We start from the raw sequence: 20,461 nt of genomic DNA, 5'->3' as shown, positions 1-20,461 counted from the left end.
GATTTTTCGGCAGTCGACGGACGGGTGTTATAAAGACACCCCGAAAATCCCCGCCCCCGCGAAAGCGGCGGCAGGCCCTTGAGCGGGCCCTTCCAGGGATGTTCCAGGTGTCAGATGTCGCTGTCAGAACGGGCTGAAAACCTGCCAGCAGCGACGATTTGTCGCAGAGCTTATTCTTTGTTGATTGAACGTTCAATCAAAACAAAATAGACTGGCCTTCAAGCCGATGGACGTGATCGCCCGCCGGCAGGCCTAAGGAGACGTGCTACATGCCCAAGGTCGGTATGCAACCCATACGCCGCCAACAGTTGATCGAAGCCACGTTGACGGCCATCGATCAAGTGGGGATGGCAGACGCCAGCATTGCGCTGATCGCCCGTCTGGCCGGTGTATCGAACGGCATCATCAGTCACTACTTTCAGGACAAGAACGGCCTGATCGCCGCAACGATGCGGTACTTGATGAATGTGCTGATCGAGAACGTCTACGAGCGCAGGCTTGCGCTGAAGGATGACAGCCCACGGGCACACATTCAGGTGATCATCGGAGGCAACTTCGACGCCAGCCAGGTCAATGGCCCGGCAATGAAAACCTGGCTGGCCTTCTGGGCCGCCAGCATGCATCACCCGTCTTTGCACAGGTTGCAGCGGATCAACGATCAACGTCTGTATTCCAACCTGTGCTGCCAGTTCCGCCGAGCGCTGCCGCTGCCCGAAGCCCGCAGCGCGGCTCGCGGCCTGGCGGCGTTGATCGACGGTTTGTGGTTGCGCGGCGCTCTGTCGGGAGACGCTTTCGACACGGAGCAGGCGCAACGCATCGCTTACGAATACATGGATTTCCAATTGGCCAAGCAGGTGAGTTAGAGCCCTTATAAATGCTCAACCCCTGAACGTCCGCCGCGCAGTGATGCCACACCCTCATGGCCCACTGTCGGCGGGTAACGCCAACCACTTATGCACTTGCGAGGACTTTATGGCCCGTTTCGACCTGCAAAAACTCTACATTGACGGCGGCTACAGCGACGCTGGCAGCGATGCCACTTTCGAAGCCATCAACCCGGCTAACGGTGAAGTTCTCGCCCAAGTGCAACGTGCAACGAAAGAAGACGTTGAACGTGCCGTGGTCAGCGCTGAAAAAGGCCAGAAAATCTGGGCCGCCATGACTGCCATGGAGCGTTCGCGCATCCTGCGCCGTGCCGTCGACATCCTGCGCGAGCGCAACGATGAGCTGGCCGCCCTGGAAACCCTGGACACCGGTAAAGCCTTCTCCGAAACCAAGTACGTCGACATCGTTACCGGCGCCGACGTGCTGGAATACTACGCAGGCCTGGTGCCGGCCATCGAAGGCGAGCAGATCCCGCTGCGCGACACTTCATTCGTCTACACCCGCCGCGAACCGCTGGGCGTAGTCGCCGGTATCGGTGCGTGGAACTACCCGATCCAGATCGCCCTGTGGAAATCCGCCCCGGCCCTGGCCGCCGGCAACGCGATGATCTTCAAGCCGAGCGAAGTCACCTCGCTGACCACCCTGAAACTGGCCGAAATCTACACCGAAGCCGGTGTTCCCGCCGGTGTGTTCAACGTCCTGACCGGCAGTGGCCGCGAAGTCGGCACCTGGTTGACCGAGCACCCGCGCATCGAAAAAGTCTCGTTCACCGGCGGCACCGACACCGGCAAGAAAGTCATGGCCAGCGCGTCGAGCTCCTCGCTCAAAGACGTCACCATGGAACTGGGCGGCAAGTCCCCGCTGATCATCTTCGACGACGCCGACCTGGATCGCGCCGCCGACACCGCCATGATGGCCAACTTCTACAGCTCTGGTCAGGTCTGCACCAACGGCACGCGCGTGTTCGTGCCCAAGCACCTGCAAGCGGCGTTCGAAGCCAAGATCGTCGAGCGCGTGGCGCGCATCCGCATCGGCAACCCGGAAGACGAGAACACCAACTTCGGCCCGCTGGTCAGCTTCGCCCATATGGAAAGCGTGTTGGGCTACATCGCCAAGGGCAAAGAGCAAGGCGCACGCCTGCTGTGCGGCGGCGATCGCCTGACCGATGGCGACTTCGCCAAAGGCGCATTCGTGGCACCGACCGTGTTCACCGACTGCACCGACGACATGACCATCGTGCGTGAAGAAATCTTCGGCCCAGTGATGAGCATCCTCACCTACGAGACCGAAGAAGAAGTGATCCGCCGCGCCAACGACACCGACTTCGGCCTGGCCGCGGGCCTGGTGACCAAGGACCTGAACCGCGCCCACCGCGTGATTCATCAACTGGAAGCGGGCATCTGCTGGATCAACGCCTGGGGCGAGTCCGACGCGAAGATGCCGGTGGGCGGCTACAAGCAATCGGGTGTGGGCCGTGAGAACGGCATCAGCTCGCTGAACAACTTCACCCGCATCAAATCGGTACAGGTTGAGCTGGGCGATTACGCCTCGGTGTTCTAACACCCGAGCCTTGCGTTGCCTTTGAGGCCGCCATCGGAGGCAAGCCCCCTCCCACTTTTGGAATGCATTCCCCTGTGGGAGGGGGTTTGCCCCCGATGAGGCCCGACCTGCTGACCACACTTCAAAGAGGGTGCATTCAATGTCCCAAGAATACGACTACATCATTGTGGGTGCCGGCTCCGCCGGTAACACCCTGGCGACCCGCCTGACCGAAGACGAAGGCGTCACCGTCCTGCTGCTGGAAGCCGGCGGCCCCGACTATCGTCTGGATTTCCGTACCCAGATGCCAGCCGCCCTGGCGTTCCCGCTGCAAGGCCGTCGCTACAACTGGGCCTACGAGACCGATCCAGAGCCGCACATGGACGGCCGCCGCATGGAATGCGGTCGCGGCAAGGGCCTGGGTGGTTCGTCGCTGATCAACGGCATGTGCTACATCCGTGGCAACGCCATGGACTACGACAACTGGGCGAAGCTGCCGGGTCTGGAAAACTGGACCTACCTCGATTGCCTGCCGTACTTCCGCAAGGCCGAAACCCGCGACATCGGCCCCAACGACTACCACGGTGGCGACGGTCCGGTCAGCGTAACCACGCCCAAGGCCGGCAATAACCCGCTGTTCCACGCCATGGTCGAAGCCGGCGTGCAGGCCGGTTACCCGCGCACCGAAGACCTCAACGGCTATCAGCAGGAAGGTTTCGGCCCGATGGACCGCACCGTCACGCCGAACGGCCGGCGCGCCAGCACCGCGCGCGGTTACCTGGACACCGCCAAGAAGCGCTCCACGCTGACCATCGTCACCCACGCGCTGACCGACAAAGTCTTGTTCGAAGGCAAGCGCGCCGTGGGCGTGCGTTACCTGATCGGCGCCGCCGAAGAACGCGTTGAAGCCCGCGCGCGCAAAGAAGTGCTGGTGTGCAGTGGCGCAATCGCTTCGCCGCAACTGCTGCAACGCTCCGGTGTTGGCCCGGCCAAATTGCTGGAAAGCCTGGATATCCCGGTGGTCCACGACCTGCCCGGCGTCGGTGAAAACCTGCAGGACCACCTTGAGCTGTACCTGCAATACGCCTGCACTCAGCCAGTGTCGCTGTACCCGTCGCTGCTCTGGTACAACCAGCCGGCCATCGGTGCCGAGTGGCTGTTCAACGGCACCGGCATCGGCGCCAGCAACCAGTTCGAAGCGGGCGGTTTTATCCGTACCCGTGAAGAGTTCGAATGGCCGAACATCCAGTATCACTTCCTGCCGGTGGCGATTAACTACAACGGCAGCAACGGTGTGAAAGAGCACGGTTTCCAGGCGCACATGGGTTCCATGCGTTCGCCGAGCCGTGGCCGTGTGCAGCTGAAATCGAAGAACCCACGGGACTACCCGAGCATCCTCTTCAACTACATGGCCACCGAACAGGACTGGCAGGAATTCCGCGACGGCATCCGCCTGACCCGGGAAATCATGCAACAGCCGGCGCTGGACCCTTTCCGTGGCCGCGAAATCAGCCCGGGCATCGACGTGCAAACCGACGAGCAGCTCGACAAGTTCATCCGCGAACACGCCGAGACCGCGTTCCACCCGTCCTGCTCGTGCAAGATGGGCACCGACGAGATGGCGGTGGTGGACGGCGAAGGCCGCGTGCATGGCATGCAGGGTCTGCGAGTGGTGGATGCGTCGATTATGCCGATCATTACCACCGGCAACCTGAATGCGCCGACGATCATGATCGCCGAGAAAATCGCCGACAAGATCCGTGGCCGCCAGCCGCTGCCACGCAGCACCGCCGACTACTACGTAGCGGGCGACGCGCCGGTACGTGGTAAGCCGTTGCGTGAAGTGGGGCCGACTGCGCAGTAACTGATACACCGCGGTGCCTTCATCGGGGGCAAGCCCCCTCCCACATTTTGACCTTGTGTGGGAGGGGGCTTGCCCCCGATAGCGCCCGACCCGCCAATGCAAAACGCCTCCTTGATAAGCTACTCTGTTGCCTGCCCGCACCGAGCCGCCCACAAGGAAGGCCCCATGTTCGACCACCACGCCACACTCAAAAAACATTTCAGTGCCCTGCGCACCACCGCCGACTTCTTCTCCCTGCGCTACGTACGCGAGTCCGGCCAATACCTGTCGGTGCGCAAGAATGTCGCCGAACCGCCGCACCTGAACCATGACGAGGGCGTCATGCTCACCGTGCGTCTCAACGGTGTGGAGGCTTACGCCGCGACCCATGATATTTCCCTGGCCGGCATGCAAGCCGCCCTCGAACGCGCCGAACAGCAGGCGCTGCGGATCAAGCCCCATGCGCTGCTCGACCTGCGCGATCAGCAGGTGTCCAGCGACGTGGCCGACTATCTGTCGCCCGAACTCAACCAGCCCTTTCCTGCCTTGAGCGACTGCTATCAATTGCTGGGCGACGAGTCTGCCGCCGTGCCGAAAGACGAGCGCCTGGTCAGCTGGGACGTCAGCCTTTGCCTGACCCAGGTCGAGCAAATCTACCTCAACAGCGCTGGCGCCGAGTTGCGTCAGGCCCAACGTTTTGTGTTCCCCGGCGTGAGTGTCACCGCCTACGACAGCACCGACAGCCAGACCCGCACCCTGGGCGGTACCAACTTCGGCCAGCAAGGCGGCTATGAAGTGATCCGCCGCTTCGGCCTGGTAGGCGCCGCACCACGGGTGGCCGACGAAGCCCTGCAACTGTTGCTGGCGCCCAACACGCCCCAGGGTCCGCGCGACCTGCTGCTGATGCCCGACCAGATGATCCTGCAGATCCACGAATCCATCGGCCATCCGCTGGAGCTGGACCGCATCCTCGGCGATGAACGCAATTACGCCGGCACCAGTTTCGTCAAGGCCAGCGACTTCGGCCACCTGCATTACGGCTCCCGCCTGCTCAACGTAACGTTCGACCCGAACATCCCCGAACAGCTCGCCAGCTACAGCCATGACGACGATGGCAGCGCCGCCAGCAAGCAGTTCCTGATCCGCGAAGGCTTGCTGCTCAAGCCGTTGGGCGGTGCGTTGTCGCAATTTCGCGCCGGCATGGACGGTGTGGCCAACAGCCGGGCCAGCAGTTGGAACCGCCCGCCGATCGACCGCATGGCCAACCTGAATATCGAGGCCGGCGACCAGAGCCTGGCGCAAATGATCGGCGGTATCGAAAGCGGCATCCTGATGTCGACCAACCGCTCGTGGTCTATTGATGACGCGCGCAACAAGTTCCAGTTCGGCTGCGAATGGGGCCAGTTGATCGAAAACGGCGAACTCAAAGGCGTGGTGAAGAACCCCAACTACCGCGCGATTTCCGCGCAGTTCTGGCGCAACCTCAGCGCGGTGGGCGACGCCAGTACCTTCCAGGTGCTGGGCACGCCCAACTGCGGTAAGGGCGAGCCCAACCAGGTGATCCGTGTCGGCCATGCCTCGCCGGCCTGCGTGTTCAGCAACGTCGACGTTTTCGGAGGAGATGCCTGATGAATGATTTCAAGGCATTGGTGCAGTGGCTCACCCAAGCCATCACCGACAAGGAACAGTTTCACCTGGGCTATGCCGCCGAAGCGTCGGAGTTCGTGCGTTTCAACCACGCCAAAGTGCGCCAGGCCGGGCAGGTGCAGCAGGCCAGCGTGAACCTCAAGTTGATCAGTGACGGGCGTCACGCCGACCTGAGCATCACCCTGGCCGGCGATTCGGAACTGGATCGCCAGCGTTTGGCCGAAGGCCTGCAGCAGTTGCGCGAAACCTTGCCGCTGCTGCCACCGGATCCCTACCTGTTGCTCAACCACGATGCCTGGCACAGCCACAACGAACAGGCCCAACCCTTGCCGGAACTGGCCCAGGTGTTGGCCGAAGTCAGCCAGGCCGCAGACGCGCTGGACCTGGTGGGCTTCTATGCCGCCGGCCCAATCAGCCGTGGCTTTGCCAGTTCCGACGGCGCATTCGGCTGGCACCAGGCCAATAGCTTCAATTTCGATTTCAGCCTGTTCCATGCCAATGGCGAAGCGGTCAAAGCCAGCTACGCCGGGCACACCTGGGACAGCGCCGAGTTCGCACGGCGCTTGCAGCAGGCTCGCGACCAGCTCGACTTCCTCGGCCGGCCGCTGCACACCCTGGCACCGGGTCAATACCGCGCTTACCTGGCACCGGCAGCGCTTGAAGAAATCATCGGCATCATCACCTGGGGCGGTTTTTCCGCCCAGGCCATCGCCAGCAAAGGCAGTTCGCTGCAACGTCTGTATGCCGGCGAGCAACACCTCAATAAGCAGGTGACGGTGCAGGAACGGATCAGCGGCTCCCTGAGCCAGGCGTTCTCCAGCGAAGGCTACCCGCGCAGCGATGTAACGCTGATCGACGCCGGCCAGGCGAGCGGTCAACTGGTCAATTCGCGCAGCGCCGCCGAATACGGCCTGAGCGCCAATGGCGCCAGTGGCGACGAATCCCCCAGCGCCCTGCAAATGGCGGCCGGCGACCTGGCCCAAGCCGACATCCTCAAGCAGCTGGGCACAGGGCTGTATATCAGCAACCTGTGGTACCTGAACTACTCCGACCTGCCGGCCGCGCGCCTGACCGGCATGACGCGCTTCGCCACGTTCTGGGTGGAGGACGGCGAGATCAAGGCGCCGGTCAGCACCATGCGTTTTGATGACAGTGTGTACAGCTTGCTCGGTTCGCAGCTGGAAGCACTGACCGCCGAGCGGGAGTTACTGCTGTCACCCAGTACCTACGGTCAGCGCAACACAGCCTCCAATCTGTTACCGGGGGCGCTGATAAAACGCCTGACCCTGACGTTGTAAATACTCTCCCTGTGGGAAGGAGCTTGCTCCCGATAGCGGTGTTCAACCAAGTGCTCATTGACTGACACATCGCTATCGGGGGCAAGCACCCTCGCACATTGTCTTGTGCTGGTTTCAGACAGCTCGGCTTTACCCGTTCCTACGGTCATTTCTCTTGCGCACCGTGCGCGCGGGCAGCCTGTTGTCGCCTGCAAAAAACCTCGTTATAAGGGTTAGTGGCATCCCGCCACCCTACCCGCGTGCCCGCACGCAAAGCATGACCTTGTCCGGGGAAGGACAAGCTGGAGCGTTGACATGAACCATGGAAGTTTTGTCATTGAACGGCTGTACAAGCACTACAACGTCCACGTAGAGCGACTGGGAAACGATCCACACAAGAACACCGTCCTGCTGGTCAATGGGGCGCTCTCCACCACGCGGTCTTTCGCGCGTACCAGCAAATGCCTGGCCGAACACTTCAATGTGCTGCTGTTCGACCTGCCGTTCTCCGGCTATTCACGCGAACACAACGGCGACCTTGACCTGGTCACCAAGGACGACGAGGTGCAGATCCTGCGGGCGCTGGTGGAGCGTTTCGAGGTCAACCATCTGGTGTCGGCTTCCTGGGGCGGCATTTCCACCCTGCTCACCCTGGCGCACAACCCACCCTCCATCAAAAGCTCGGTGGTGATGGCCCTGGCACCCAACCTCAACCAAGCCATGCTCGACTACGTGGACCGCGTGCGCGTGCTGATCGAGGCCGATGACAAATCCGCCGTCGGCCATTTGCTCAACGAAACCGTAGGCAAATACCTGTCGCCGCGCCTCAAGCGCAATAACCACCGGCACCTGTCGAACATGGCCACCACCGAATACCGGCAAGCGCGCTTTCATATCCACCAGGTGCTGGCATTGGGCGACGGCAATTACCTGCCGGCGCTGCGGCAAATCGAAACGCCGGTGCATTTCCTCAACGGCGCGCTGGACGAATACACCCCCGCCGCCGACGCTCAATTGTTCAAGCAATACGTGGGGCGCAGCAGTTTTGCGGTGGCGCAACACACCGGTCACCTGTTGGATCTGGAATCCCGCGAGGCCGCCCTGGCGGTGCATCGCGCGCTGTTGGATTTCCTAGTGGGCGAGCACGCGGTGTTGTCGGATTTAGACCAACCGCCAGTGGGAAAAGGCGCGATGGATGGCGCATAATCGCCGACACATAGCCGGCTAACAAAAAGGTCCCCCATGCCCGATCGCGCCCCTCTCGATGCCAAGACCGCCCGCTGGCTCCCCTGGGTGGTGGCGATTGCCTTCTTTATGCAGTCGCTCGATGGGACGATTCTCAACACCGCTCTGCCGGCCATGGCCAGGGACCTGGCGGAAAACCCGTTGCGCATGCAGGGGGTGGTGATCGCCTACATGCTTACGGTCGCCTTGCTGATCCCAGCATCGGGCTGGATCGCCGACCGTTTCGGCACCAAGAAGATCTTCTTTGGCGCAATCATGCTGTTCAGCATCGGCTCGCTGCTGTGCGCGCTGTCCAGCAGCCTGACCATGCTGGTGGGGGCTCGGGTCGTGCAGGGTCTGGGCGGCGCGCTGATGCTGCCGGTGGGACGCCTGGTGGTATTGCGCGCCTACCCGCGCTCCGAGCTGGTGCGGATCATGGGCTTCATCACCATCCCTGGCCTGCTCGGCCCGCTGCTTGGCCCGACCATGGGCGGCTGGATGGTGCAATACCTGACCTGGCACTGGATCTTTCTGATCAACCTGCCGGTGGGCATGATCGGGTGCTACGCCGTGTGGAAGTTCATCCCGGACCTGCGCGGCAGTGAACGCACGCGCTTTGACGGAATGGGCTTTGTGCTGTTCGGCGCGGCGATGGTGCTGATCACCATCGCCATGGAGGGCCTGGGCGAACTGCACCTGCCGCACCTGCGGGTGATGTTGCTGCTGTTCGGCGGGCTGGCGTGCCTGGCGGCGTACTGGCTGCGCGCCGGGCATATCGATAACCCGCTGTTTTCGCCGGTGCTGTTCAAGACCCGCACCTTTGCCGTGGGCATCCTGGGTAACCTGTTCGCCCGCCTGGGCAGCGGCGCGTTGCCGTTTCTGGTGCCGCTGCTGTTGCAGGTGGCGCTGGGGTATTCGCCGTCGGAGGCGGGCATGAGCATGCTGCCGTTGGCGGCGGCGGCGATGTTCGCCAAGTCCGTGGCGCGGCCGCTGATCGAACGCCTGGGCTACCGCGTGGTGCTGACCGGCAACACCCTGGCGCTGGGCATCATGCTGGCGAGCATGGGCCTGGTCAGCGAGCAGACGCCCTACCCGCTGCTGCTGGGCATGCTGGCGGTGCTGGGGGCGATCAACTCCCTGCAATTTACCGCGATGAACACCGTGACCTTGATCGACCTCGACGACGCCCAGGCCAGCAGCGGCAACAGCCTGCTGTCGGTGGTGGCGCAATTGTCCCTGAGCCTCGGCGTGGCCTGCGCCGGCGCATTGCTGGGCGGGTTCACCGCCGAAGCCGGCAATGACGGGGTCAATACCGTGCTCGGCGCGTTCCAGTTGACCTTCCTCACCGTGGGCGTCATGGCGATGTTGGCGGCGGCGATTTTCCTGCAACTGTCGCCAAAAGACGGCAAACGGCTGGGCAGCCGCGAGCACGACATCGAGCACTGACGGGCGGCTCGTCTAGAACTTGCGGGGAAAATCCCACGAGACTGGTACACTGCGCGACATTTTGTTTTTGCAGAGCCCGCCCCGTGACCACCATCGCCACCGCTTTTAATACCTTGCCGCTGTCCGCCGCCATGCTGGCTAACCTCGACTCGCTGGGTTACGTCGAGATGACGCAGATCCAGGCACAAAGCTTGCCGGTGATCCTCAAGGGGCTGGACCTGATTGCCCAGGCCAAGACCGGCAGCGGCAAGACCGCCGCCTTCGGCATCGGCCTGCTGAACCCGATCAACCCGCGCTACTTCGGTTGCCAGGCCCTGGTGATGTGCCCGACCCGCGAGCTGGCCGACCAGGTGGCCAAGGAAATCCGCCGCCTGGCCCGCGCCGAAGACAACATCAAGGTGCTGACCCTGTGCGGCGGTGTGTCCCTCGGCCCGCAGATCGCTTCGCTGGAACATGGCGCCCACGTGATCGTCGGCACCCCGGGCCGTATCCAGCAACACCTGCGCAAGGGTTCGCTGGTGCTGGACGGCTTGAACACGCTGATCCTCGATGAAGCCGACCGCATGCTCGACATGGGTTTCTATGACGCCATCGAAGACATCATCAGCAAGACCCCGCCACGCCGTCAGACCCTGCTGTTCTCGGCCACCTACCCGGTGAGCATCAAGCAGTTGGCCTCCAAGTTCATGCGCGCGCCACAGCAGGTGAAGGCCGAAGCGTTCCATTCCGACGAGCAGATCGAGCAGCGTTTCTATGAGATCTCCCCGGAAGAACGCATGGACGCGGTGACCAAGGTGCTGGCGCATTTCCGTCCGGCCTCGTGCGTGGCGTTCTGCTTTACCAAGCAGCAAGTGCAGGAAACCGTCGACCACCTGACGGCCAAGGGCATCTCCGCCGTCGGCCTGCACGGCGACCTGGAACAGCGCGACCGCGATCAGGTACTGGCGATGTTCGCCAACCGCAGCACCTCGGTGCTGGTGGCCACCGACGTGGCCGCCCGTGGCCTGGACATCGACTCGCTGGACATGGTGATCAACGTCGAACTGGCCCGCGACTCGGAAATCCACATCCACCGCGTCGGCCGCACCGGCCGCGCCGGTGAGACCGGCATCGCCATCAGCCTGGTGGCGCCGTCCGAGGCCCACCGTGCCCAGGCCATCGAGCAGCTGCAAAAGTCGCCGCTGAACTGGGACCAACTGGACAACCTCAAGCCGCAAAGCGGCGGTCCGTTGTTGCCGCAGATGAGCACCCTGTGCATTGCCGCTGGCCGTAAAGACAAAGTGCGCCCAGGTGACATCCTCGGTGCATTGACCGGCGAAGCCGGCATCCCCGGCGCCCAGGTTGGCAAGATCGCGATCTTCGACTTCCAGGCGTTCGTGGCCGTGGAACGGGGCATCGCTAAGCAAGCACTGCAGCGCTTGAACGACGGCAAGATCAAGGGCCGCTCGTTGCGCGTGCGCATCCTGTAACCCGATCTGCGACCTATATGAAGATCCAATGTGGGAAGGGTTTTGCCCCCTCCCACAGTTTTGATTGCATTCAGACCCGTATTTTTATGAGGACATTGCTGTGCGCTCGACCGAAGTTGTGATCATTGGCGCCGGCGCCGCAGGCTTGATGTGCGCACTGACCGCCGCTGGTCGTGGGCGCAAGGTGATGTTGATCGACCATGCAAACAAAGCCGGCAAAAAGATCCTGATGTCCGGCGGTGGCCGCTGCAACTTCACCAATATGTACACCGAGCCGGCCAACTTCCTGTCCCACAACGCGCACTTCTGCAAGTCGGCCTTGGCCCGTTACACCCAATGGGACTTCATCGGGCTGGTGGCCAAGCACGGCGTGCCGTACCACGAGAAGAAACTCGGCCAACTGTTCTGTGATAACAAATCCAGCGACATCCTCGGCATGTTGCTCGATGAGTGCATCCAGACCGGTGTAAGCCTGCACCTGGACACCTCCATCCAGGAAATCGCTAAGCTCGACAGCGGCTATCAGCTGCAAACCACCCTCGGTGAGCTGCGCTGTGAATCCCTGGTGATCGCCACCGGCGGCCTGTCGATCCCGACCCTGGGTGCCACAGGTTTTGGCTATCAGGTGGCTAAGCAGTTCGGCCATGAACTGCTGCCAACCCGCGCAGGATTGGTTCCTTTCACCATCACCGATCAGCTCAAGGCGCTGTGCACCGAGTTGTCCGGCACCTCCGTGGATTGCGTGGCCAGCTGCAACGGCCAGAGTTTTCGCGAGAATCTGCTGTTTACCCATCGCGGCCTGAGCGGGCCGGCGATCCTGCAGATTTCCTCGTACTGGGAGCCGGGCGACACGGTCGAAATCAACCTGCTGCCCGAGCACGACGCCCACACCTGGCTGCAACAGCAACAGGTCGAGCGACCGAACAGCGAGTTGAAGACCCTGCTCGGTGAGATCTTCACCAAAAAGATGGCCAACCTGCTGGCAGACACTTGGTTCGCGTCCAAGCCGATGAAGCAATACACCCATGCCGAAGTCGCCGACATCGCGCAGAAGTTGTCGAGCTGGCAGTTCGTGCCCGCCGGCACCGAGGGCTATCGCACCGCCGAAGTGACGCTGGGCGGCGTGGACACGCGGGAAGTCTCGTCCAAGACCATGGAATCACTGAAAAGCCCAGGACTGTACTTTATTGGGGAAGTGCTGGACGTGACCGGCCACTTGGGCGGGTTTAACTTCCAATGGGCCTGGGCATCGGGCTACGCCGCCGCGCAATACGTCTGACGAAGCCCCCTCCCACGTTCCGATTTGCAGTGTGCCTGTGAAATAATTTGCGGTGAGATGTGATCACCACGCTTGCCGTGGCGTCCTTACTGCCTCAATTTAGCGGCATCGTCCCGGAAGACTCCAGCCTTCATGTCATCGACCTCGTTCAAGCAGTCCATGCGGCGCCTATGGGCGCTGGATAAATTCAGCTACAGCGTTCGGGTGTTCATCGCCCTCACCGGCAGCATGGCGCTGTGCTGGTATCAGGATGAAATGACCCTGCTGATCCCGCTGTTCCTGGGGATTATCGCCAGCGCTCTGGCCGAGACCGATGACAGCTGGCAAGGCCGCCTCAATGCCCTTGCGGTGACGCTGGTGTGTTTCAGCATCGCCGCGCTGTCGGTGGAACTGTTGTTCCCCTACCCCTGGCTGTTTGCGATTGCCCTGGCGCTGGCGAGTTTCTGCCTGACCATGCTCGGCGCCCTTGGCGAGCGCTACGGTGCGATTGCCTCGGCGACGCTGATTCTGTCGGTCTACACCATGATCGGTGTGGATCAGCGCGGAGGGGCGGTGTCGGACTTCTGGCACGAACCCCTGCTGTTGGTGGCCGGCGCTGCCTGGTATGGCGCGTTGTCAGTGTTGTGGCAGGTGCTGTTTTCCAACCAGCCGGTGCAACAGAGCCTGGCGCGTTTGTTTCGCGAGTTGGGGCGTTACCTCAAGCTCAAGTCGTCGCTGTTTGAACCGATCCGCCAACTGGATGTAGAAGCCCGTCGTCTGGAACTGGCTCAGCAGAACGGTCGCGTAGTCGCAGCGCTGAATGCGGCGAAGGAAATCATCCTGCACCGCGTGGGTAACGGTCGCCCGGGTTCGAAGGTCAGCCGCTACCTGAAGCTGTACTTTCTGGCCCAGGACATCCACGAACGCGCCAGTTCTTCGCACTATCCCTACAACGCCCTGGCCGAGGCGTTTTTCCACAGCGACGTGCTGTTCCGCTGCCAGCGCCTGTTGCGCCAGCAAGGCAAGGCCTGCCAGGCCCTCGCTGAGTCGATCCAGTTGCGCCAGCCGTTTGTCTACGACGACAGTTTTGCCGAAGCCCTCGGTGACCTGAACGCCTCCCTGGAACACCTGCGCATCCAGAGCAACCCGGCCTGGCGCGGCTTGCTGCGCTCGTTGCGCGCTCTGGCGGCCAACCTGTCGACCCTCGACCGCCTGCTCGGCGACGCCAGCAACCCCGACGCCCTGGCCGACGCCACCGACAGCAATCTGCTCGATCGCGCGCCGCGTAACCTCAAGGAAATGTGGACACGGCTGCGCACGCAGCTGACGCCGACGTCATTGCTGTTCCGCCATGCGTTGCGCCTGTCGTTGGCGCTGACCATCGGCTACGGCACCTTGCATGCGATTCACGCATCCCAGGGTTATTGGATCATCCTCACGACGCTGTTCGTGTGCCAACCCAACTACGGCGCCACCCGGCGCAAACTGGGCCAACGGATCGTCGGCACCGCCATTGGCCTGACCGTGGCCTGGGCGCTGTTCGATCTGTTCCCCAGCCCGCTGGTGCAATCGATGTTCGCCATCGCTGCCGGCCTGGTGTTCTTTATCAATCGCACCACCCGCTACACCCTGGCCACGGCGGCGATCACGCTGATGGTGCTGTTCTGCTTCAACCAAGTGGGCGATGGCTACGGGCTGTTCCTGCCTCGGCTGTTCGATACGTTGATCGGCAGCCTGATCGCGGGGCTGGCGGTGTTCCTGTTTCTGCCGGACTGGCAGGGCCGGCGCCTGAACAAAGTGCTGGCCAACACTTTGACCTGCAACAGTATCTACCTGCGGCAAATCATGCAGCAGTACGCCGCCGGCAAGAGCGACGACCTGGCCTATCGCCTGGCCAGGCGCAATGCGCACAACGCCGATGCGGCGCTGTCCACCACCTTGGCCAACATGCTGATGGAGCCGGGGCACTTTCGCAAAGAAGCCGACGTGGGCTTTCGCTTCCTGGTGCTATCACACACTTTGCTCAGCTATTTGTCGGGGTTGGGCGCACACCGCGACACCGCACTGCCGGCCGACGTGCGCGAACACCTGATCAACGGCGCCGGCCATAGCCTGGCGGCCAGCATTGACGAAATCGCCACGGGGCTGGCCAACAAACAACCGATTGCGATCCAGAGCGATGCCGAAGAAGCCCTGGCCGCCGAGCTGGAGCAGATGCCGGATGAGATCGACGAGGGGCAGCGCTTGGTGCAAACGCAGCTGGCGCTGATCTGCCGACAGCTGGGGCCGTTGCGCACACTGGCGGCGCATTTGATCAAGGACACCGAAGCGGTTTAGGTCGCTATCGGGGGGCAAGCCCCCTCCACCCCTGATCGGATTCACACGGTCCACCTGTGGAAAAGGCTTGCCCCCGATAAGGCCCGCACAGGCACTACATACCATGGGCCTTCATCAACCGCGCATAACTGCCATCCACCTTCATACTGGCAATCTCCCGGTCAAAGCTCGCCACAATCTGCGCATGCTGAGGATTTTTCAGGCTAACCAGGATGTGCAGGCTGTTTTCGCTCAGCGGTTTGGGCAGAAACTCTATGGCGTTGCGCACCCGGGGCGATTCGCGGGACAGGTAATAGCGCGCCACATACTCATCCTCCACCGTCAGCCGCACCCGCTGCGCCGCCAGCATGCGTACGGCCATGGCGAAGTTATGCACCGGCACTTTCTGCAGTTGGGTGTCCCCGTCGAAGGCCGCCGAATAGGCATAACCGCGCACCACGGCAATCGGGTAGTCGTGCAGTTGTTCCAGGGTCTGATAGTCGATAGGGTCGTCGCGGCGCTTGATAAAACGCACGCGGTTGAGCAGGTATTCGTTGGAGAATTCGCCCAGTTGCGTGCGGGCGTCGTCGTACCAGGCGTTGATCAGCACGTCATAGCGCCCATCGCCCACGCCCATCAACGCCCGGGCCCAGGGCACTTGTTCAAAGTCACTGGCATAACCTGCGCGCGCTAGGGCCGTGGTGACAATGTCAGTGGCCAGCCCACCATTGATCAAAGTCGCATCGGTAAACGGTGGCCAGGCATCCGCGACCAGGCGCAGACGCTGTGCAAACGCCGGCTGAGCCAGCAACAACACTCCAATTAAAGCAAAGGCACGAGAAAATCGCGGCATGCTCAAAATCCTTGGCGAGCTTAGCTCAGGCCATACCTGAGGTGTTAACAGTAGCCCAGATTACACAAAGAAACGGGGCAACAGGGCACTCAGTGATGGCTAATTGATTTCATTCACCACAATAGACCATTTAGACAGAGCTGCCCGTCGCGCTTACTATCAAGAACAGACATTTATGCGAGAACACACCATGACAGTTGATTGGGTCTGCAAACACCACAATGACCTGGGCAAAGATCAGCTCTACGCCATCCTGCGGTTACGCAACGAAGTCTTCGTAGTGGAGCAGAAATGCATCTATCAGGACGTCGACGGGCAGGACTTGATCGGCGACACCCATCACCTGATGGGCTGGCAGAATGACGAGCTGGTGGCCTACCTTCGGCTGCTGGACCCCGATACCCAAGGCGGTGACGTGGCGGTCGGCCGAGTGATTATTGCCCCAGCGGCACGGGGCACCGGGTTGGCGCACCGGATGATGGAAGAGACTCTCAAGCAGATTGACGATATCTGGCCTGATACGCCGATATTTCTCTCAGCCCAAGCGCATTTGCAGGGCTATTACGGCCGTTATGGCTTCGTGGTAGCGGGAGAGGAATACCTGGAGGACGACATTCCTCATATCGGCATGCGGCGCGCCTGAGAAAGCCATCCAGAGCACTGCGGCCAACTGTGGGAAGGGGCTTGCCCCCGATGATGCCAGGGAATCAACCAAGAACTCAGGGATAACCCAGCACGCGCTTGATCGAGGTCAGATTGGCTTCGATCCAGCGCCGATCGATCGCGCCCCAGTCGCGAATTCGATAACACCCGGCATGGTTGCGGGCGCCGTCTTCTTGTTCGAACTCACACACGATATCCAGGTCGGCCAGCGCGGCAATGGTGTCCTGGGCCGTGCGCCGAGGCATGCCGGTCATCTCCGTCAGCGCCGGTACGTTGCTGGCCTGGCCGCTGTCGATCAGGTAGGCCACATAGAGGCGGCGGTAGAAGCTGCTTTTGGTTTTGCTCACATCCATGGTCATTGGCCTTGTGCGGTCAGGGTTTGCCCAGCAGGTCGCGATACGTGAGGTATACCCGCAGGTCGAATTCCACCTGATGGTATTCCGGCATCATGTATTGGCAGAGTTTGTAGAACGCCTTGTTGTGGTCCGATTCCTTGAAGTGCGCCAGCTCATGCACCACGATCATGCGCAGAAATTCCGGCGCGGCCTCTTTGAACAAGGCGGCGATGCGGATCTCTTTCTTGGCTTTGAGGTTGCCGCCCTGCACCCTGGAAATGGTCGTGTGCAGGCCCAGGGCTCGGTGCGTCAGGTCCAGGCGGTTATCGAACAGCACTTTGTCGATAGCCGGCGCGTTGCGCAGGTGTTCCTGCTTCAAAGCCAGCGCGTAGGCGTACAAGGCCTTGTCGCTCTGCACCCCATGGCGCTCGGGATAACGCTGCTCCAGATAGGCGCCCAATTGGTCCTTGGCGATCATCTGGCGCACTTGCTCCTGAAGAGTGACAGGGTAGGCCTGGAGGTATTTCAGCGTAGTCATGGCGTGCGCGGCGGGATTCGAAGGGCGTCAGTGTAACCAATTCAACTCACGCGGGTGCGGGACCAGTCGACCATTTCCTCGGCCATCAACGGCAATGCCGCCCATGCCCCTTGAACGAACGGACAGCCGTGTGCCCTGAGCCAGTGGGCCTGCTCTTGGGTTTCCACGCCCTCGGCCACCACCAGCACTTCAAAATGCGCACACAACTCAATGATGCTGCGGGCCATGGCCGCATCGCGCGCCGAGCCCGGCAGGCGCGCCACTAATTTCGGATCGAGCTTGAGGGTGTCGAACTCCAGATCGCGCAGATGGGCCAGGGAACACTGCCCGGAACCAAAGTCATCTAAGGCGATACGCACACCAATGCGACGCAACAACTTGAGTTGCTTGATGGCCTCCTCGCGGTTACTCATCAGGCAATCCTCGCCGATTTCCACCTCCAACTGACGCCCGTTCAAACCGTAGCACTCCAGCATCTGCTGCAGCTGGTTGGCCAGGTTGGGCATATTGAACTGGCTGCTGCTCAGGCTCATGCTCAGCACCAGCTCTTCATCGAAAGTGCTGTGCCAGGCATGACGCTGGGCGGCGACCTGCTGGTAAATCCACGCGCTCAATTGGCTGATCAGCCGCGCTTCCTCCAGCAACGGCAGGAACAACCCCGGCGGCACGTCACCCACACTGGGATGCTGCCAGCGCAACAACGCTTCCACGCCGCGCAGGCGCCCATCCTCCAACGACACTTGCGGCTGGTAGACGAGGGTGAACTCTTTATTTTCGATTGCCGTGCGCACGCTGTCTTCGAGCATCAAGCGTGAGCGGGCACGCCCGTTCATTTCCTGGTCGAAATAGCGATATTGCTGACGCCCTGCGCGTTTGGCTTCGTACATAGCGATATCGGCCGCCCGCAGCAGACCATTCAAATCCGCGCCGCAGTCTGGAAACGTGGCGATGCCGATACTCACGCCGAGCATCACATCCAAACCGTCAACTTGCTGACAGACAGACACCCGTTCGATCAGTTTTTCCGAAATTTTTGCCGCCTGCTCCGGAAACTCCAGCTCCACCAACGCGGTAAATTCATCGCCGCCCATGCGTCCGATGATGTCGTAGGAACGCAGGCAACCTTGCAGTTGTTCCGAGACCCAGCGCAGCACCCGATCCCCTGCATCATGGCCCAGGGAATCGTTGACCCTCTTGAATCCATCGAGGTCCAGATACAGCAGCACCAGCGACTGCTCCCCCCGCTCGCCACGCAACAGGCTGTTTTCCACGGCTTGATAGAACCCACGGCGATTGAGCAAACCGGTGAGTGGGTCGGTGACCGCTTGAAACTCCAGTTGCTGATGCAGGTGGCGCACCTCGGACATGTCCAGCACCGTCACCACCATCGCCTTCTGCTCGGACGGCAGCGGCGCGCAGGATAACGCCACAGGCACCTGCTGACCGCGACCGGTGCGCAGCAGGGCGTCATGCAGGCGCCAGGTCTGGCCCGTTTGGTAACCGGCATACATCTGCGAATCCTGCCAACTAGGCAAATGAGGCTTTTGCAGAAAACTCAGAAACGGCTGGCCCTGCAGCTCATTGTGCGTGGCGTTGAGCAAGCGCGAGATCGCCGGGTTGGCGTACTGAATCACGCCCTCCTCGCTGACCACCAGGATGCCTTCGGCAGCGTTGTCGAGCACCGAGGCATTGAAGGCGCGGGCCGACTCCAGGTCGTGGCTCAAGCGCTGCAAAGCCCGGCGATTGCGCTGGTGCTCCAACAACGCCTGGACCTTGGGTTTGAGAATATGTGGGTCGAAAGGCTTGAACAGGTAATCGATGGCGCCGCTGGCATAGCCTTCCAAGACGGAAGCAGGCGATTGCGCATTGGCACTCAGAAAAATGATCGGGGTCATGCGCGTACGTTGACTGCCGCGCATCAGGCGGGCGACTTCAAAACCGTCCATGCCCGGCATCATCACGTCCAGCAATACCAAATCGACGTCATGCTGCAGCAGCAACTCCAAGGCTTCCACGCCGGACGCAGCGGTCACCACGTGCCAATCCTCACGTTGCAGAAGGGCGCGCATGCTGATCAGGTTTTCGGGGTAGTCGTCGACCACCAGAAGAACCGAACTGCCATCGCCGTGGTGTGGAGCGCATTCCATGCTACGTCTCATCCTTAGATTGCCGCTCCGGTCACTTCTGAGATAAAACCCGGATAAACACTGAGGCTTCACTCTAGCTCTGGTTCTGAAAAATCAGAAGGGAAGTGGATGCCATCATTGCGCCAAAGTTCGGGCAGCCGACTAACGGTCAACCTCTACAGCCCCCGATTCATGGGAAACATGGCATTTTGACATTCCGTTGACGCCAATAAACTGCCATCGATTGTTTAACAATTGGACGGCCACCGCCTATAAAGAACGTTTAAGGCCCCGTGCCAGAGCTTTCACCCCCGTAAAAGGCCAATGCCATGATCGACCTCTCTACTTGGAACCTGAGCATTCCGGTCGGCTCGCCCCCCGCGACCATCGAAACCCCGAAACTGCTCAGCGGCTTCAACGACCAATATTTCCAGGCCGAAGGCAGCAATGTGCAATTCTGGACACCCGTCACCGGTACCCGCACCGAAAACGCCATCTACCCCCGCAGCGAACTGCGCGAAACCTACGCCGATGGCCGCCTGCGCAACTGGACCTACCCCGACGCCGACAACTTCCTACGCGCCACCCTCACCGTCAACCAGGTGCCTTCCACTGGCAAAATCGTGATTGGCCAAATCCACGCGTATGAGAGCCAGAAACCGCTGATCAAACTTGAGTATCAATTCAAGGAAAAAACCCAGACCGGCAACATCGTCGCCAAAGTGCGCATGCGTCCGGACGAAGAGGAGAGCCGCGTGATCACCGTGGCCTCCAACGTACCGCTGGAAAAGAGCTTCACCTACGTGATCAACCTCAACAAAGCCGGACTGCTGAGCGTCTATGCCGCCGATGGCGAATGGAACGAACGCATCGGCGCCGCCTGGGGCGCCAAGCCGCTGTACTTCAAGGCCGGCGCTTATGTGCAGGACAACAGCGGGGATAGCAAAGAAGGAGCGAAGGTGACGTTCGACAAGTTGGATATTGATCACGAGTAAAGGATTCTGTGGGAGCCGGCTTTGCTCGGCCCCCACATTTGCGAGGG

16 protein-coding genes are annotated in these 20,461 nt (G+C 61.3%); 12 read left to right on the top strand and 4 right to left on the bottom strand.

The window, feature by feature from the left end:
• The first annotated feature begins 269 nt into the window (after positions 1-269).
• The 10 genes from betI (at position 270) to yccS (ending at position 14,925) form a co-directional block, all read left to right on the top strand.
• The gene (gene betI / locus ABX75_RS19345; RefSeq protein ID WP_034101198.1) at positions 270-863 is read left to right on the top strand and encodes a transcriptional regulator BetI; all 594 of its coding nucleotides are present in this window, start codon (positions 270-272) and stop codon (positions 861-863) included.
• A gap of 109 nt (positions 864-972) precedes the next feature.
• Positions 973-2,445 carry a betaine-aldehyde dehydrogenase gene (gene betB, locus ABX75_RS19340; protein WP_034115325.1) on the top strand — a complete coding sequence of 491 codons (1,473 nt, stop codon included), beginning with the start codon at positions 973-975 and terminating at the stop codon, positions 2,443-2,445.
• Between the two features lie 139 nt (positions 2,446-2,584).
• A complete protein-coding gene (gene betA / locus ABX75_RS19335) occupies positions 2,585-4,288 on the top strand; it encodes a choline dehydrogenase (protein ID WP_034101201.1) in 1,704 nt (567 codons plus the stop codon).
• A gap of 165 nt (positions 4,289-4,453) precedes the next feature.
• Positions 4,454-5,896, top strand: coding sequence for a TldD/PmbA family protein (locus ABX75_RS19330; protein WP_047882481.1), 1,443 nt, complete (start codon positions 4,454-4,456; stop codon positions 5,894-5,896).
• Positions 5,896-7,212, top strand: a complete 1,317-nt coding sequence (locus ABX75_RS19325) for a TldD/PmbA family protein (RefSeq protein ID WP_034115327.1) — start codon at positions 5,896-5,898, stop codon at positions 7,210-7,212. Before ABX75_RS19330 ends, ABX75_RS19325 begins: the two co-directional genes overlap by 1 nt.
• 294 nt (positions 7,213-7,506) lie before the next feature.
• Positions 7,507-8,397: an alpha/beta fold hydrolase gene (locus tag ABX75_RS19320; protein WP_034101204.1), complete on the top strand. Its 891-nt coding sequence runs from the start codon at positions 7,507-7,509 to the stop codon at positions 8,395-8,397.
• A gap of 36 nt (positions 8,398-8,433) precedes the next feature.
• The gene (gene mdtD / locus ABX75_RS19315; protein WP_034101205.1) at positions 8,434-9,861 is read left to right on the top strand and encodes a multidrug transporter subunit MdtD; all 1,428 of its coding nucleotides are present in this window, start codon (positions 8,434-8,436) and stop codon (positions 9,859-9,861) included.
• Between the two features lie 131 nt (positions 9,862-9,992).
• Positions 9,993-11,330, top strand: a complete 1,338-nt coding sequence (gene dbpA / locus ABX75_RS19310; protein ID WP_231980942.1) for an ATP-dependent RNA helicase DbpA — start codon at positions 9,993-9,995, stop codon at positions 11,328-11,330.
• A 100-nt stretch (positions 11,331-11,430) separates the two neighbouring features.
• Positions 11,431-12,609 carry an NAD(P)/FAD-dependent oxidoreductase gene (locus ABX75_RS19305; protein ID WP_034101207.1) on the top strand — a complete coding sequence of 393 codons (1,179 nt, stop codon included), beginning with the start codon at positions 11,431-11,433 and terminating at the stop codon, positions 12,607-12,609.
• Between the two features lie 132 nt (positions 12,610-12,741).
• A complete protein-coding gene (yccS, locus tag ABX75_RS19300; protein ID WP_034101208.1) occupies positions 12,742-14,925 on the top strand; it encodes a YccS family putative transporter in 2,184 nt (727 codons plus the stop codon).
• A 94-nt stretch (positions 14,926-15,019) separates the two neighbouring features.
• On the opposite strand, the gene ABX75_RS19295 is transcribed toward yccS, so the two are convergent.
• Positions 15,020-15,757, bottom strand: coding sequence for an ABC transporter substrate-binding protein (locus ABX75_RS19295; protein ID WP_034101210.1), 738 nt, complete (start codon positions 15,755-15,757; stop codon positions 15,020-15,022).
• Positions 15,758-15,947: 190 nt separating this feature from the next.
• Here ABX75_RS19295 and ABX75_RS19290 point away from each other — a divergent pair, with 190 nt between their 5' ends.
• On the top strand, positions 15,948-16,400 hold the full coding sequence (locus ABX75_RS19290; protein ID WP_047882520.1) for a GNAT family N-acetyltransferase: 453 nt from the start codon (positions 15,948-15,950) through the stop codon (positions 16,398-16,400).
• Positions 16,401-16,476: 76 nt separating this feature from the next.
• Here the strand turns inward: ABX75_RS19290 and ABX75_RS19285 are convergent, their stop codons facing one another.
• From ABX75_RS19285 to ABX75_RS19275, 3 genes are read right to left on the bottom strand one after another with little or no spacing between them, the layout of a single operon-like run.
• Entirely contained in the window at positions 16,477-16,773 is a 297-nt protein-coding gene (locus tag ABX75_RS19285) for a helix-turn-helix domain-containing protein (RefSeq protein ID WP_034101211.1), read from the bottom strand.
• 19 nt (positions 16,774-16,792) lie between these two features.
• Complete coding sequence (locus ABX75_RS19280; RefSeq protein ID WP_034115331.1) at positions 16,793-17,293, bottom strand: M48 family metallopeptidase; 501 nt, start codon at positions 17,291-17,293, stop codon at positions 16,793-16,795.
• A gap of 41 nt (positions 17,294-17,334) precedes the next feature.
• The gene (locus ABX75_RS19275; protein ID WP_034101213.1) at positions 17,335-19,440 is read right to left on the bottom strand and encodes a bifunctional diguanylate cyclase/phosphodiesterase; all 2,106 of its coding nucleotides are present in this window, start codon (positions 19,438-19,440) and stop codon (positions 17,335-17,337) included.
• Positions 19,441-19,748: 308 nt separating this feature from the next.
• Here ABX75_RS19275 and ABX75_RS19270 point away from each other — a divergent pair, with 308 nt between their 5' ends.
• Entirely contained in the window at positions 19,749-20,414 is a 666-nt protein-coding gene (locus ABX75_RS19270; RefSeq protein ID WP_034101214.1) for a polysaccharide lyase family 7 protein, read from the top strand.
• The last annotated feature ends 47 nt before the right edge of the window (positions 20,415-20,461 follow it).

The organism is Pseudomonas sp. ARP3 (genome assembly GCF_001029595.1).
GTDB lineage: Bacteria > Pseudomonadota > Gammaproteobacteria > Pseudomonadales > Pseudomonadaceae > Aquipseudomonas > Aquipseudomonas rhodesiae.
This window is presented reverse-complemented; position numbering and strand designations above follow the sequence as displayed.